The 16,295-nt window shown below is 42.6% G+C and carries 13 protein-coding genes and 1 other annotated feature; of the genes, 2 read left to right on the forward strand and 11 right to left on the reverse strand.

All coding sequences use genetic code 11. The features are described 5' to 3' along the window. Positions 1-227: 227 nt before the first annotated feature. The 5 genes from AAGU76_RS10315 to ptsP form a co-directional block, all read right to left on the reverse strand. A complete protein-coding gene (locus tag AAGU76_RS10315; RefSeq protein ID WP_342485397.1) occupies positions 228-1,100 on the reverse strand; it encodes an AraC family transcriptional regulator in 873 nt (290 codons plus the stop codon). A 142-nt stretch (positions 1,101-1,242) separates the two neighbouring features. Further along, entirely contained in the window at positions 1,243-2,613 is a 1,371-nt protein-coding gene (gene rlmD, locus AAGU76_RS10320) for a 23S rRNA (uracil(1939)-C(5))-methyltransferase RlmD (protein ID WP_342485398.1), read from the reverse strand. Between the two features lie 11 nt (positions 2,614-2,624). Next, positions 2,625-3,128: a PaaI family thioesterase gene (locus AAGU76_RS10325; RefSeq protein WP_342485399.1), complete on the reverse strand. Its 504-nt coding sequence runs from the start codon at positions 3,126-3,128 to the stop codon at positions 2,625-2,627. A gap of 247 nt (positions 3,129-3,375) precedes the next feature. Next, the gene (locus tag AAGU76_RS10330) at positions 3,376-3,957 is read right to left on the reverse strand and encodes a flavodoxin family protein (RefSeq protein WP_342485400.1); all 582 of its coding nucleotides are present in this window, start codon (positions 3,955-3,957) and stop codon (positions 3,376-3,378) included. Continuing rightward, positions 3,950-5,707, reverse strand: coding sequence for a phosphoenolpyruvate--protein phosphotransferase (ptsP, locus tag AAGU76_RS10335; protein WP_342485401.1), 1,758 nt, complete (start codon positions 5,705-5,707; stop codon positions 3,950-3,952). Before ptsP ends, AAGU76_RS10330 begins: the two co-directional genes overlap by 8 nt. Positions 5,708-6,002: 295 nt before the next feature. Between ptsP and aroD the strand changes: the two genes are divergently transcribed. Then, entirely contained in the window at positions 6,003-6,755 is a 753-nt protein-coding gene (gene aroD / locus AAGU76_RS10340) for a type I 3-dehydroquinate dehydratase (protein ID WP_342485402.1), read from the forward strand. Positions 6,756-6,826: 71 nt separating this feature from the next. Here aroD and ileS read toward each other — a convergent pair whose 3' ends face one another. Beyond that, the gene (ileS, locus tag AAGU76_RS10345; protein ID WP_342485403.1) at positions 6,827-9,958 is read right to left on the reverse strand and encodes an isoleucine--tRNA ligase; all 3,132 of its coding nucleotides are present in this window, start codon (positions 9,956-9,958) and stop codon (positions 6,827-6,829) included. A 62-nt stretch (positions 9,959-10,020) separates the two neighbouring features. Further along, positions 10,021-10,239 (reverse strand) — a binding site (T-box leader). Positions 10,240-10,351: 112 nt separating this feature from the next. On the opposite strand from ileS, the gene AAGU76_RS10350 reads away from it, so the two are divergent. Next, positions 10,352-11,875, forward strand: a complete 1,524-nt coding sequence (locus tag AAGU76_RS10350) for an FAD-dependent oxidoreductase (protein WP_342485404.1) — start codon at positions 10,352-10,354, stop codon at positions 11,873-11,875. A gap of 28 nt (positions 11,876-11,903) precedes the next feature. Here AAGU76_RS10350 and AAGU76_RS10355 read toward each other — a convergent pair whose 3' ends face one another. The 5 genes from AAGU76_RS10355 to AAGU76_RS10375 form a co-directional block, all read right to left on the reverse strand. Continuing rightward, positions 11,904-12,656, reverse strand: a complete 753-nt coding sequence (locus tag AAGU76_RS10355) for a tRNA1(Val) (adenine(37)-N6)-methyltransferase (RefSeq protein ID WP_342485405.1) — start codon at positions 12,654-12,656, stop codon at positions 11,904-11,906. Between the two features lie 112 nt (positions 12,657-12,768). Beyond that, positions 12,769-13,563 (reverse strand): ATP-binding cassette domain-containing protein, encoded by a 795-nt coding sequence (locus AAGU76_RS10360; protein WP_342485406.1) that lies wholly within the window; start codon positions 13,561-13,563, stop codon positions 12,769-12,771. A gap of 7 nt (positions 13,564-13,570) precedes the next feature. Continuing rightward, positions 13,571-14,515: an ABC transporter ATP-binding protein gene (locus AAGU76_RS10365; RefSeq protein ID WP_342485407.1), complete on the reverse strand. Its 945-nt coding sequence runs from the start codon at positions 14,513-14,515 to the stop codon at positions 13,571-13,573. Next, positions 14,472-15,329 (reverse strand): ABC transporter permease, encoded by an 858-nt coding sequence (locus AAGU76_RS10370; RefSeq protein WP_342485408.1) that lies wholly within the window; start codon positions 15,327-15,329, stop codon positions 14,472-14,474. The genes AAGU76_RS10365 and AAGU76_RS10370 overlap by 44 nt, the downstream gene beginning before the upstream one ends. Continuing rightward, positions 15,326-16,285: an ABC transporter permease gene (locus AAGU76_RS10375; RefSeq protein WP_342485409.1), complete on the reverse strand. Its 960-nt coding sequence runs from the start codon at positions 16,283-16,285 to the stop codon at positions 15,326-15,328. Before AAGU76_RS10375 ends, AAGU76_RS10370 begins: the two co-directional genes overlap by 4 nt. Positions 16,286-16,295: the final 10 nt, after the last annotated feature.

The raw sequence follows: 16,295 nt of genomic DNA on the forward strand, positions 1-16,295 counted from the left end.
GTCTCCACGTGCCTTGAGTAGACAAAAAAGATACTGCTTGAGCCTGATGGGGTCTTGGCGGAGGGGAATCTTTTTAAGAAAACCCTTACAATTCTTGAAATTTGAATTGCACGTAATAAAATTTTAAAATTTTGATCACTCAATTCCAACTTAGAATTAAGAGTATGCATGTTTAAGCTAAAAAACCTAAACACACATACTCTTTCACCTTGTATCAATATATATTTCTACAAAATAGGCACCCATACTTCGATTCTATTGTTCCCTTTATCATCCGTTTTCTCACCATATCTAATAAAATCCACTCTTGCTTTATTATTGAGTTGACAATTTGATTGAGGAAACCATTCTTTATAAATGTAGTCCATGACAGGCTGCATGGAGTCCTTTGCTTTTCCATTATAGATAAATACAACATATTTCCCAGCAGGAAGTGTTAGCACACTCATGTCTGATGCTATTCCTTCTGGTTTGCTTACTTCGACTGCAGCATGATACTCAAAAGCAGGATGGTTTTCTTTAAATATAGAATCATCAGAATAGTCATTAATTCCAACGACATAATCTAAATCCATTCTATTTTTTATACTGTTTTTTTCCTTGTGCAATTTATGCCAAAGTCTCGGGATTACAAAAAATCCTTTTTTGGTATTTGCTTTATATCCAACCAGATTAATTTCTCCCTTTTCAATCACTTCAATATCCATGATTCGGTCTCCTTTTAAAATAGTAAGGTTTTCACTCACTTCAAACTTCAACTGAATCGGACGAAACTGGCGATTATGACGAAATCTTTGAGGAGCCTGTTTATACATATCTTTAAAAGCAAGGGTAAATGCCTGTTGCGACTCATACCCCGCATCCAAAGCGATTTCTATAATCCGTTTATCTGTAAAAATCAAACTTTTAGCTGCTTCTGTTAATTGTCTGCGTTTAATATATTGATGTAGTGTTATGCCAACCAGCCCAGTAAACATCCGGTGCATATGATATTGTGAATATCCTGATGCATATGCCAGAATGTCTAAACTAATTTCTTCTGTGATATGTTCTTCGATATAGTCAATTAAAAAACCAATTACTAGTGTATTATTATCCATGAGTTTCACCTCCTTCATTTTCAGAATACCAATTTTTTTTTAAAATTTTTTCATAATTCTTGCTATGTCATTTATTTATCTTTTCGGATTTTCCAAGGCTCAAAACCACTCCAAAACCACAACATATTGTGGTTTGAGTGCTCTATTTATCGTTTTGACCACAACGTGTCATCAGAATCACAGTTTCTACGTGCGGCGTTTGGGGGAACAAATCCACGCACTGAGCCTTTTCTACCTTGTAGCCGTTGTCCAGGAAGACCGGCAGGTCGTTTGTGAGGGACGTTGGCTTGCATGAAATGTATATGAAGGTTTCAGGCTTGTAGTCGATTATTTTTTGAATTGCCTTTGGATGAATTCCTTCTCTCGGAGGGTCCAGGACTATGATGTCCGGTTTGTCCTGCAGCTCATCTATTTTTTTCAGGACATCGCCTGCAATGAAGGTGCAGTTGTCAAGGCCGTTCAGTCTGGCATTTTCATTGGCCTTTTCTACAGCTTCTTCTACAATTTCTATTCCTATTACCTTCTTGGCTGTCGGTGCTAAAATCTGACCTATTGTTCCCGTTCCTGAATACAGGTCGAAAATTGTTTTGTCCTTTGTGGTGCCAATGAAATCTCTTGCAATTGAATATAATTTTTCAGCTCCCAGGGAATTTGTCTGGAAGAATGAAAATGATGAAATGTTGAAACGAAGCCCCAGCAGCTCTTCCGTTATTTTGTCCTCGCCGTACAGCACTTTCATATCATCAGCCCTGGCCACATCCGCAACTCCGTCGAATATGGAGTGGGCTATGCACTTAACCTTGCCATTAAGCTGCATATTCAATATCAAATCCACAAATTCCTTTTCGTCTAATGTTCCTTGACTGGTGGTTATGAGATTTATTAAAATTTCTCCCGTTTTTTTTGTCTTTCTCACCAGCAAGTACCTTAAAAAGCCTATTTTTGAGGTTTTATGGTAGTATGCTTGACTATTTCCTTGGAAATAATCCAGTATTTGACATAATATTTGTCGATAGTCTTCATCCACAATCTGGCATCCCGTTGTGCTAATTATGCTGTGGAAGCTGTTTCTCTTGTGCATTCCCAGTGACAGCGGACCTTCCTTCACTTCGTCTCCGAAGGAAAATTCCATCTTGTTTCTGTATCCGGTTTTCTCAGGACTTGGCACTATGGGAAGAAAATCGTAATGTTCTGTCAAAACACTGTCCAAAATTGACCTGACCTGTTCTTCCTTGTACTGAAGCTGTTTTTCATAAGGAATGTTTTGGTATGCGCATCCCCCGCAGACGCTAAAATGTCCGCATAGAGGCTCCTGCTCGTATTCAGCAGGCTCCATTACTTCTATAAGCTTTGCTTCGGCACTGTCTTTTCGTGAGCGGCTGATTCTGGCTCTTACCTTTTGCCCGGGAAAAACGCCTTTAATTTTTATTGTCTTTCCTTCGAAATGTGCTTTTCCGGTGTTGGGAAAATTCATGTCTTCGATTGTTAATTCGATTATATCGTTCTTTTTCATCTGTTCTCCTGTTAATATTCTACTTCTATAGGCGCCTGAGAATCATCTTCTATAATGAGGGATGAATCTCCGCCTGTTTCTTGTACTATCTTTTGTATGGGTATTTTCACATATTTTCCGTAACCTGATGCTGCTATGCTTCCGTCTTCCAGAATGATTTCACCTGTTCCTTCGAAAATCAGGCGAGTGTTGCGGGTTATTCTTGCCACTGCCTTAACCGGACCGCTCAGGGGAACCGGCTTCTTGAATTTTATGTTAAGTTCCACCGTAACTCCCCATGCTTCAGGATCTTCAATCATTATTGCTCTTCCTATGACTTCGTCAAGTATTGCCGATATTACTCCTCCATGCATTCTGTCAGGGTAGCTTTGATGAGTGGGTGTAGGTTTTGAAATTGACATGAGTTCCTTATTGTCAAGCTCATAGAACTTTGTTTTCAACGATTCCTGGTTCTCGGTGCCGCAAACAAAACAATGCTTGCTTATGGTCTGTTTTCTTTCAACTTTATGCTTCATTTGATTCCCTCTCCCTTTATTCATATGGTTCCGCTGTAAATATTATCACATGGCAGCTGTTCAGTCAAATTTAAAACGACTTCTGCAAAAGCGCCAGTTTGATGACAAAATCTCTTTCTTCCGTGTCATTCTGAGAACACAGTCCGAAGAATCTCATCATTACAACATGTGAGATCCTTCGCTGACGCTCAGGATGACAAAATCAGAGTTTGTCAATAGTCTGACCACTTCTGCCGAAGTCGTTCTCTTATAGCTTTAAAAGCCTGTCGGTCATTTCCTTTATGGCCATGAGCATAAATCCGCTTGGCCTTAAATTTGCGTAATCTCCCGCATAATGCAGCAGCCCGTATGCAGGGAAGCTTTGACCCGATACCAGGTCGGCAGGAACCGGAACGTTTGTCATTCCCATGTGCTGTCCAAAAATGTTTATGGCGTTCAAACACATGTCTCCTCCGCCTTCCGAGTTGCCGCAGGACGAAAATGCAAAGAGCTTTTTCCCCCAGAATTTTGCATCAGGCCAGTAGGGAGAAAATGAATCCATGAAGCTTTTCATGGCTCCCGACACATTTCCGAAATATGTGGGCGAACCCATGAGGATGATGTGGCTGTCAAGAAGCTTTTCCGGAGCAGCTTCTTCGATTTTCAATATTTCATTCTTATACTGTCCCGCTATGGAGAATTGTTTAGCTATTTCTTCAAGATTCGGATCCGCAACCCTTAAAATCCGAACATCCGCTCCGCTGTTTTGAAATTCCTTGTAAAATTCCCTGGCCATCATATAATTGTTCCCACAAACGCTGTGGAACACTATGGATACTTTTTTATTCATTGTTTCTGCTCCTGATTTTACATCTTTTCAGATAGTTGTCACTTTCATCTGCAAACAGACAGCTCAAATAATCTTCAACCTCAACGGCGTTTTCCATGTTGAGTGTATTTTCCGCCACCTGCTCCATTTCCTTCTTTTTAAGCCCTCTTATGATGTATCTGGATTCCAGTATGGACGGCGAGTTCATGCTGAACTCATCAAGTCCCATTCCCAGAAATATCGGTATGAGCTTGGGATCTCCGGCGGCTTCTCCGCACATGCCGACCCATATTCCTTCCTTGTGACCATTTTCGATTATATTCTTTATGAGCCTCAGCAAAGCAGGGTGGTACTGGCTGTACAAATGAGACAGCTTCGAATTCATTCTGTCCACTGCCAGTGTGTACTGTATAAGGTCGTTTGTTCCAATGCTGAAAAAGTCTACCTCTCTTGCAAGCATGTCGGAAATGATCGCTGCCGATGGAATTTCAATCATGATGCCTATTTCAATGTCATTCTTGAAAGGTATGTTTTCCTTTTTCAGTTCATTTTTGGCTTCATTGAGGATCTTCTTTGCATCCTTCAGCTCCTTCATGGTGGAAATCATGGGAAACATGATTTTCACGTTGCCGTAGACGCTGGCCCTCAATATGGCTCTCAGTTGTATCTTGAAAACATCTACGTTTCCAAGGCATAGTCGGATTGCCCTGTAACCCAGAAACGGGTTCATTTCCTTAGGAATGTCGATGTACGGAACATTTTTGTCTCCGCCTATGTCCAGCGTCCTTATGATAACAGGTTTGGAACCCATTTTAACAAGAACTTCCTTGTACTCTTCAAACTGCTCATCTTCCGTAGGCTGCAGCTCTCTGTTCATGAAAATGAACTCGCTTCTGAAAAGACCTATGCCTTCAGCATCATTTTCAAGAACCATGTCAACATCCCTGGGTGTGCCTATGTTTCCGGAAAGGGAAACCTCGAAGCCGTCCTTCGTTACTGTGGGAAGGCCTATCTGCTTTTTAAGAGCAATTCCCACTTCCTCTTCTTTTTCCTTCTTCTGCATGTAATACTTCAGCTGTTTTTGATTCGGATTTATTAAAACCTTGCCGGACTTTCCGTCACATACAATAAGATCGTTTCCTCTTATTTTTCCCGTTATGTTGTCAAGCCCTACAACTGTGGGTATTCCCATAATTCTCGCTATGATTGCTGCGTGGGAAGTCTTGCCTCCGGTTTCCGTAATCATTGCAGCAACCTTTTTCTTGTCTATCTGTGCCGTATCGGAAGGTGTAAGATCCTTGGCGATGACAATTGAATTTTCCTCTATGGAGGAATAATCTGTGCCCTTTTCCCCTGTTAGAATCTTCAGAACCCTGGTCATTACATCGCGAACATCATCGGCTCTTTCCTTGAGATACTCATCCTCCATGTTTTCAAACAGCTTTATATAGGTGTTTGATGTTTCATTGATTGCAAACTCGGCATTTATTTTTTCATTCTTTATCCTTACCTCTACATCGGAGGAAAAAGTGTCATCTTCGAGCATCATCTCGTGGGACTTGAAGATTTGCGCTTCTTTTTCGCCTAGTTCGGCAAGGGTCTTTTCATAGATTTCATTTAACTGGTTCCTGCTGACTTCCAAAGCATTTCTGAGTCTCATTATTTCTGCGTCCGTATCAACGACATGCTTTCTCTCAATGTTCATTGATTTTTTGTCAATTACAAAAGCTTTTCCGATTCCAATGCCCGGTGAGACACCTAAACCCTTCATCCACTCACTACCTTTCAGCTTGTAATAATCAATATTAATTCATCAAAATGATTTTTATTTACAGTTTGCATACACAAACTCTACTCCCAATTTATATAATTATATTACTAAATGCAATGTATTGTCAATTGAAAATGCTGTAATTCCAACACATTTTGTGGTAATGTTTTCATTACTCAAAAACTAATACAATTCATCTCCCCTTTTGTAAAATTTATTTTTAAAAATCATTTCATTTATTTGCCTGATAATATATAATATATAAAATCATTTCATTGCAGAAGGAGAGATACATATGAAGCAAGTACAAGTACGTAATTTGCTGTTCAACGACGGCGCACCCAAAATTTGCATACCACTTACAGGAAAAACCTCAGATGCGGTACTGAATGAAGTAAAGGATCTAGACGGCGTAGACTTTGACCTGATTGAGCTGAGAATCGACCATTTTGAAGACGTGGAGCAGTTTTCCAGAGTAAAAGAACTTCTTGAGAATATAAGAAAGATTTACGACAAACCTCTTCTTTTTACATTCAGAACAAAAAAGGAAGGAGGCGTAAAGGAAATGTCGGAAGACAAATACTTTGACCTTGTGGGAGAAATCATAAAAAGCGGCCTCATCGACCTGGTGGACATAGAGCTGTTCAGTTCACAGGACAAGCTGAAGGCTGCGGTTGAGCTTGCAGCTGAAAACCAGGTAAAGGTTGTAATGTCAAACCACGATTTCTTCAACACTCCTGCCAAAGAGGAGCTTGTAAGAAGGCTTGTTATGATGAACGAAAACGGTGCGGACATTGCCAAAATTGCAGTGATGCCAAATTCCGAGGAAGATGTGCTTGCACTTTTGTCTGCAACCCTTGAAATAAAAAAATCATACGGATTTCCATGCATAACCATGTCCATGGGAAAATTAGGCGTCGTAACGAGGCTGTCCGGAGAGCTTTTCGGTTCATGCCTGACATTTGCGGCTGTAAAGAACACTTCGGCTCCCGGTCAGATAAATGTCAAAAGCACAAGGGAAATTTTAAACCTGCTGAAAATGGATTAATACCCGGAAATATATCGTAATATCCTTAATAAAAAGGCTGCCGCACCAACGTGCCGCAGCCTTTTATGTTTTTACTTGCTTATTCTTTCAAGTTTCATTTCTGTGTCGATGCCGTTCAGGTTCTGAACTTCCATCCCTTCAGCACTGGTTTTTTCTACTGAATCTGCCAGCGTCTCGCTCTTGATGAATGCATCGTACTCTGCAACAGCCTTGTCGATTTCTTCTGAACCGTTGTAGAATATTTTTATTCTGTCCATCATTTCATATCCGTTGTTCTTTCTCATCTGCTGAACCTTTGATATGAATTCTCTTGCATAACCTTCATTGAGAAGTTCCTGAGTAAGGTTGGTGTCTATGATTGTGAACAGGTTGTTGCCTGTTGAGACATCATAGCCTTCCTTGGCTGAAATTCTGATATCTAGCAATTCTTCATCCACAGAAATTTTCTCACCGTTAACCTCAAGCTCATATGTGTTTCCTGACTGAACTGCTGAGATTACTTCAAGGGCGTCTGCCTTTGCCAGAACTCCTGCAAATGCCTTAACATTGTTACCGAGCTTCGGTCCTGCAAGCTTGAAGTTTGGCTTCAGGGAGAAGTCCATGAATTCTTTGAGGTCGTGCTCAAACACTACTTCCTTCACGTTGAGCTCTTCCTTTATAAGCGGAACCAGGTCCTCTATAAGCGACAGATATTTTCCGTCGATGTGGATTCTTCTTATTGGCTGTCTTACCTTGATTTTTGCATTTTCTCTCGAAGCTCTTCCCAGTTTAACAAGATCCTTGACAAGGTCCATTCTCTTCTCAACATTTTCGTCGATAAGATCCTGATTGTAATCAGGATAGTAGCTTAAGTGTACAGATACTTCGTTTGTCAGGTTTCTGTATATTTCCTCGGACAGATACGGTGCAAACGGTGCTGTCAGCTGTGCTATTCCCACAAGTATTTCGTAGGTTGTGTTGTAAACTGCCTTCTTGTCTTCAGTCAGTTCAGGAACCCAGAATCTTCTTCTTGAACGTCTGATGTACCAGTTGGACAAATCTTCGTTTACAAATTCCTGAATTGCCCTTACTGTCTTGTTGTGGTCGTAAACAGCCATGCTCTCACGAACATATTTAACCAGGTTGTTGTACTTGGAGATTATCCATCTGTCAAGTTCAGGTCTGTCTTTGTACTCAACAAAGAATTCCTTAGGATTTATTGAATCTGTGTTTGCATACAATGCAAAGAACGTATAAACATTTTTGATTGTTCCGAAGAATTTGCTCAGCACTTCCTTTAGTCCGTCCTCGTCAAACTTCGTAGGTGACCATGCAGGTGATACATACAACAGGTACCATCTCAATGCATCTGCGCCGTACCTGTCGAACAGGTCAAATGGGTCAACCGTGTTTCCTCTTGATTTGGACATCTTCTTGCCATACTTGTCAAGTACCAGGTCATTTACAAGAACTCTCTTGTAGGGTGACTGTCCTCTCACATATGTTGATATGGCAATGAGTGAGTAGAACCATCCTCTAGTCTGGTCTATTCCTTCGCAGATGAAGTCTGCCGGGAACAATTCTTCGAAGTTTTCCTTGTTTTCAAAAGGATAGTGCCACTGAGCGTAAGGCATTGAGCCTGAGTCAAACCAGCAGTCGATTACATCCTTCACCCTTGTCATGTGCTTTCCGCACTTGGGGCAAACTATGTGAACATCGTCCACGTAAGGTCTGTGCAGCTCTATGGTGTTTTCATCTATTTCTTCAACAGCCTTTTCAGCCAGTTCTTTTCTTGAGCCTATGCTTTCCACATGGCCGCAGTCGCATCTCCACAGAGGAAGCGGAGTTCCCCAGTAACGGCTTCTTGATATAGCCCAGTCATTGAGGTTTTCAAGCCAGTTTCCAAAACGCTTCTCTCCCACAAAGTCAGGGTACCATTCAACTGAGTTGTTGTTTTCAATAAGCTTATCCTTAAGCTTTGTCATCTGGATGTACCAGCTTGGTCTAGCGTAATACAACAGAGGTGTATGGCATCTCCAGCAGTGTGGGTAGTTGTGCAGAACAGGTTCTTTTCTGAACAGTTTTTTGTTTTCCTTCAGCCAGTCAAGAATTGCATGGTCTGCATCCATAACGAACATTTCTGACCAAGGTGTTCCTCTGAATCTTCCTGAATCATCAACAGGATTTAAAAAAGCCAGGTTGTATCTTACGCCTGTGTTGTAGTCGTCTTCACCGAATGCAGGAGCAGTGTGCACTATTCCTGTACCGTCTTCCGTGGTTACATAGTCGGCGCATGTTACTATGAATGCTTTTTTGCCTGCCGGAACATTCACATATGGCATGAGCTGTTCATATTCCATGAATTCCAGGTCCTTGCCCTTCATTTCCTCAAGCACTTCGTACTCTTCTTTTATGACTGCATTGGCAAGCGGCTTGGAAACATAATACACTTCGCCTTTGCGGTCTTCTTTGTCCATTGTTCTTACTTTCAGATAATCCACATCAGGATGAACTGTAAGGGCTACGTTTGAAAGCAGTGTCCACGGAGTTGTTGTCCATGCAATGAAGTATGCATCTTCATCTTTTTTCTTGAACTTGACATACGCAGTCATTGTCTTTATTTCTTCGTATCCCTGGGCAACCTCGTGGGATGCAAGACCTGTTCCGCATCTGGGGCAGTACGGAAGAATCTTGTGTCCTTCGTACATGAGTCCGTCCTTGAACATGTTGTCAAGTATCCACCACTCTGATTCGATATAGTTGTTGTCCAGTGTGATGTATGGATGGTCAAGGTCTATGAGGTAAGCCATTCTCTCGGTCATCTGTCTCCACAGTCCCTCATAGGTGAACACTGATTCTCGGCACTTTTCATTGAACTTGTCTATGCCGTAATTTTCAATGTCCTGTTTGTCCTTAAGGCCCAACTGTTTTTCAACTTCTATTTCAACAGGAAGCCCGTGTGTGTCCCATCCGGCTTTTCTGTTTACCTGGTAGCCTTCCATGGTCTTGTATCTGCATACAGAGTCCTTCAGCGTCCTGGCTATGACGTGGTGAATACCTGGTCTGCCGTTTGCTGTAGGCGGTCCTTCATAAAATATAAACGGTTCTTTATCATTTCTTGTCTCAACGCTTTTGTCCAGCAGGTCAATTTCTTTCCAGTATTGTGATATCTCGTGCTCATTGGTTTTGTAATCGGCCTTTGATATGTCTTTAAATAACTTCATGTTTTCCTCCTGTGTAATATATTTATAATGCAGCGGTAAAAAATAAAGTCCCATGTCAATAGACATGGGACGAATTCCGCGGTACCACCCAAATTACATATAAATAAATTAAATGTTATATGCATCTTGAAAATTTAACGCATTTATACGTAATTTCTTACTTGGCTTCGGAAATTAAACTCATGGATGATCTTCACTGCACTTGGAATGGCATTCTCCCACCGTTCGACTGCCTCTCTTTGATTCCTTCCTGCAACTACTCTTCCAGTCACTGTCATTATCATTGTTTTATTTCTGTATTATGATATATTAAAATGATTTCAAAGTCAAGAATAAATTCATTTTTTTCCGAAACAATAATTTGTATATAAAATTCACCAAAAGGAGCTTATCATGGAATATCCAAGGCATTCGTACTGGCATGAAACCGCCGGCAGAAAGACCGAAACGTTGCCGGCTGACGGACTGGAAAACAAGAAGTTTGACCTGCTCATAATTGGAGGCGGACTAACAGGAATAACAACAGCATACCTCCTAAAAGACAGCGGCCTGAAAATAGGAATAATAGAAGCAACAACCATAGGCTACGGTGTGACGGGATTCACCACCGCAAAGATAACCGTGCAGCACAGCCTTATCTATGATTACCTCATAAACGCCTTCAGTCTCAGTGATGCAAAAAAGTACCTGCAAGCTAACCAGGAGGGGCTGAATCTTGTACGGCAAATCATCCGTGAAAACAACATTGACTGCGATTTCAGGGAACAGACAGCCTATGTATACGCAGTTGATGAAAGCGAAGAAAAAAAGATCAAAAATGAGTTTGAAGCGTACAGACAGCTTGGCATAGACGGCTTTTACACAAATGAAATCCCTCTGCCAAACAGTGCCATAGGGGCCATCGGAATAAAAAACCAGGGTCAGTTCAATCCTCTCAAGTATCTGTACAGCCTTTTGGACATAATCGTCAAGTCGGGTTCCTGCGAAGTTTATGAAAATGTCAGGGCTCTCAACATAGAACCTCACAGCGGCACACACCTTATAACAACCCAGGCAGGCAATGTCACTGCAGACAAGGTTGTGGTTGCATCCCACTACCCCTTTGATGACAGCTTCGGACTTTACTTCCTAAAGCTTTACCAGGATAAATCCTATGTCATTGCAGCAAAAACAAAGGAAGCTCCATTTGACGGCATGTATATAAACGTTAACGATCCCATCCATTCCATGCGATATCAGTTTTCAGACAAGGAAAATGTGCTGCTGTTAGGCGGCGGAAATCACAGGGCCGGTGAAAAGGACAACGAGGAAGAATCCTATGAAGAACTTGAAAAATTTCTGAAGGAAAACTTCAAGGACGCGGAAATAGTATCTAAGTGGTCCACACAGGACTGCATGACCTATGACCAGATACCATACATAGGCCTTTACTCAAACAGTTTTGAAAATCTTTACGTGGCAACAGGCTTCAAGAAGTGGGGCATGACTACTTCAGCAGCGTCTGCATTGATTTTGAGAAACAAAATATTGAACATTATGGATGATTACTCCGATATTTTCGACCCATCCAGAATAACTCCGGCTCAGTCAGCCAAGGAATTTATGTCCTCCGTAAAAAGTATTGCCTCCGGCTTCATTAAAAGAGTGCTTCCTGTTCCAGATGAAATACTTGAAGTAAAGGAAGGAGAGGGAAAAATTGTTCACTATGACGGAAGAAGGGTAGGTGTTTACAAGGACGAGAAGGGAGATTACTTCTGCATAAATCCTGTATGCGCGCACCTCAAGTGCAGCGTTTCGTTCAACGAGGCTGAAAAGACATGGGACTGCCAGTGCCACGGCTCCAGATACGACATTAAGGGCAACATTCTTGAAGGCCCCACAGTGAAGCCCCTGGACAGGATAACTATAGAAAAGTAAAAAAGTCTATTTTCATAGACTTTTTTGCTTATTCTTCCGGTATTTCCATACCGTATATATCATAGACGTCGTCTGTGTACCTGCCGTCGTCTGAGTAAATGTACAGCGGAGGATCAAACTTCAGTTCCGGGTTGCCGTTCTTTGACGCCCTTATGAGAACCATGTTTGGCTTTGCTGCTGCCTTCGGATGGACAAATCTTATCTGCTTCGGTTCCAGGCGGTATTTTCTAAGAAGGCATATTATGTCTGCCAGGCGGTCCGGCCGGTGCACCATGTAAAAGCGCCCATACTGTTTAAGAAGCATTGCTGCGGTGCTTATAACATCCTCCAGCGTGCATGCGATCTCATGCCTGGATATTGCCTTCTTATCAAGCGGATTTACAATTCCGGAATTGTTCAGCTTGTATGGTGGATTTGAAATTACTGCATCAAAAGAATTGGGCTCCAGGTACTTCCCTGCATCCTTAAAATCTATGTTCAGCACCTCTATTTTTTCCTGGAGGCCGTTGAGGGCGACGCTCCTTTTGGCCATTTCCGCAACCTCTTCCTGTATTTCAACGGCGTATGCCTTTAAATAATTTCTCTTACCGCTTAGCAGTATGGGAATTATTCCTGTTCCCGTTCCCAGGTCTACAATCTTTGAATTATTTTTTATGTCGCAGTAATTCGTCAGCAAAACCGCATCCATGCCGAAGCAAAACCATTTCTTGTTCTGTATGATCTTCAGCCCCTTGCACTGCAGGTCCTCTATTCTTTCATCTTCCTTAAGCACTGTGTCCATAATGTACCTTTCGTTAAATCAAATATATATTTTTGCTATTTAAAAATGTAAACCCCACAGGTGTGTGATTTTTAAGATTTTACAAAAACTAATCATTCTTAACTCTTAATTCTTAATTAATAAAAGCGCTTTCTATGAGTCTTTTTGTGTATTCTTCCTGCGGATGAACGAGCACCTGCTTTGCATCGCCCTGCTCCACCACGCTTCCGCTTTGCATCACCATAATGCTGTCGGACATGTAGTTTACCACCCCTATGTCATGTGATATGAAAATATATGCAATGTTAAGCTCAGCCTGAAGCTTTTTAAGGAGGTTGAGTATCTGTGCCTGAATGGAAACGTCAAGGGCTGATACAGGCTCGTCGCACACAACGACCCTTGGGTTTACCACAAGGGCTCTTGCAATAGCCGCCCTCTGGCACTGCCCTCCGCTTATTTCTGAAGGATACTTGTTTTTCAGCTTCAAGTCAAGGCCCACCTTTTGTAGTATATCATCCACAAGGAGGTCAACTTCTTTTTTGTCCTTTGCAATTTTCAATGTTTCAATGGGCATGGCAAGAATGTCCCTTATGCTGTAATTGGGATCCATGGAACCCTTGGGGTCCTGAAAGATGAACTGAACATTGCGTCTGTACTCCCTGTATTCGTCCGAGGACATTTCTGCAGTGTTCTTTCCGCAGTAATAGACGTTCCCGTAGGTGGCCTTCTGCAGACCTCCCGCTATTTCGCCGGTAGTTGATTTGCCGCTGCCTGATTCTCCCACGATGCCAAGTGTCTTTCCTGCTTCCAGACTGAAGCTTGCATTTTTTACGGCAGCAACCTTCTCCTTGACCCTTCCTGTGAGGAAGTGTTTTTTTATAACATATTCTTTTCTGATGTTTTTTGCTGATATTACTTCATTTTCCATAACGCACCTATTCCAAATTGCATCTGTAAAAGTGGCTGCCCTGGATGTGTTCAGCTACAGAGGAGCTGCATACTTCCATTGCTCTGGGGCATCTATCCCTGAACAGGCACCCCTCACCATCTCGTCCCTTTTCCTGTACATAGCCTGGTATCTCTGATAACGGTTCCGTCTTTTTAATTTTCATGGTAGGTATTATATCTATCAAAAGCTTTGTGTACGGATGTCCTGGATTTTCAAAAATAGTTTTTGTCTCTCCGGATTCCGCAATTCGTCCTGCGTACATGACAGCCAGGCTGTGGCTGTAGTGTTTTACCAGTCCTAGGTCATGGGATATGAGCAATATGGAAATTCCAAGCTCCTGGTTTATGGAGCGGAGCAGATCCATGACCTTCTTCTGGACTGTGCTGTCCAGTGCCGTCGTAGGCTCATCGGCAACTATAAGCTTCGGGTCGTTCATGAGAGCCATGGCGATGTTCACCCTCTGACGCATACCTCCGCTGAGCTGCCAGGGATAGAAATTCATGACTGACTTTGGATTATGCAAACCCACCTTTTCCAGTAGAGCCTCTGCCTTTTCCATGGCTTCCTTTTTGTTACTGCTAATGTGGCGCATGTAGCCGTCACCAATCTGATTTTTAATCTTTATCATGGGATGAAGAAAAAAAACCGTATTCTGAGGAATGTAACCCACATTTTTTCCGATGTGTTCACGCCTTTCCCTTGCTGACAAGTTCAGCATGTCTTTGCCTGCAGCAGTTATCTGGTCTGCTTCAAAGCTTAAGTCCTTTGGAAGAAGGTTGATTATAGACTTGGCCGTCAGCGTCTTTCCGGAACCGGATTCACCCACCAGCCCGAATATTTCCCCGCTCTTGATCGTAAGTGTAGAATTGCCCACCAATGTGCTGCCCTTATCCGTTATATGAAGATTCTTTAAAATCACCGTATCGTTCATTGCTGCTCCTCCTGTGCAGAAGCATGTCATTAAGCCCGTCACCCAATAGGTTGAAGCCCAGGATTGTAATTATGATTGCAATGCCCGGAGCAACCGCCAGGTATGGATACACGAGGAAAAACTGCCTTGACTCGCTGAGCATCAACCCCCAGCTTGCAAAGGGCGGCTGTATGCCAAGTCCCAGAAATGACAGAGACGTTTCAATCATCACAGCAGAACCCACTGATGAGCTGTACTGAGTAACGAGCCTTGGAAGCATGGCCGGAACCAGGTGTCTGAAAAATATCTGCCTGTTCGAGCTTCCATAGCTTCTTGCAGCCTTGATGTACAAAAGATTCTCCGTGTCCAATATCATGGAATGCACAAGCCTTGCAAATACCGGTATCATGAATATGCTTATGGCTATTATTGAGCCTTTGACTCCTCTTCCTGCTACAGTTACAATCATCATGGCTAGAAGAATTCCCGGAAATGCCATGAGCCCGTCCATAACACGCATTATGACGGAGCCGGCGGTCTTCCTTGCCATGGCAGCAACAGCACCAAGAGTTATACCGATGACAGTCCCGACAGTGACAGAACCAAGTCCCACCAACAGTACGTTCCTGGAGCCGTACATTATGCGGCTTAAGATGTCCCTGCCGAAGTTGTCCGTTCCCAGAACGTGGGCTGAGCCGAAATCAGGCTTCAAAAAACGCTGGGATATATTCATTTGGTTTGGCTCAAAGGGCATGGCTACAAAAGAAAGAGCCCATGTGGCAAGCACCAGCAATATAAATATTGTTCCCACGGTAATGCTTAAATTCTTCTTCATTGTTCTCCTCGCTGAAAGGATTTTATCCTGGGGTTAATCAACATTATAAGCACGTCCACTGCCAGTGTTATTAAAATGACAGCAGTGGTGATGAACATCACAAGACCCTGCAGCAGGACAATGTCCCTGTGTTCCACGGCTGTAAGCACCAGCCTGCCTATGCCGGGCAGAGAAAAAATTGTTTCAACAACCACTGTCCCTCCCGCAAGCTTTGCAAACTGCATTCCTATCAATGTAAGCGGCGCAACGAGGGCTCCCCTCAATGCGTACTTCATGTATATCCTTATTGAACTCAGCCCTTTGATTTTTGCCATATCCATGTAGTCCTGCTTCAGGGAATCAAGCATGGAACTTCTCACTATTCGAAGCAGTGTTCCCGTCTCACCTATGGCAAGAACAACCGAAGGCAGTGTGATGCTCTTAATGTAAGGGGCAAATCCATCACTGAATGGAACATAGCCGGATATTGGAAAGAGCTTGAGCCTAAGACCTAATAAAACAATAAAAACCATTCCTATCCAAAAGGAAGGAATGGCTGTTCCAAGCTGCATGATGCTTCTTGAAAAATAATCTATGGCGGTGTGTTTGTAGATTGAAGAAAGCATTCCAAACACAAATGCCGCAGCGACCGCCAGAATCATGGCAAACACCGCAATGGAAAGTGTCACAGGCAAACTGCCTGCAATAAGCTTAGTGACGGATTCACCGTATACGTAGGATTTTCCCATGTCAAGATGCAGAAGGTCGTTAAGCCATCCGAGATACTGCTCATGCAGCGGCCTGTCAAGGCCCATGGCTGCATGAAGGTCCTCAACCGATTCAGCCGTAGCATCTGCTCCTAAAATCAGCTGCGCCGGATCTCCCGGAATTATCATCAAAACAGAAAATGTGATTATGGACACAACCAGAATAACTGCAATGGAGCTTTCAACCCTGTTCAACACATATCTTAACATAAAAATCACC

Origin of the sequence: Sedimentibacter sp. (assembly GCF_038562225.1) — a bacterium.
In the GTDB taxonomy this organism is placed as follows: domain Bacteria; phylum Bacillota; class Clostridia; order Tissierellales; family Sedimentibacteraceae; genus Sedimentibacter.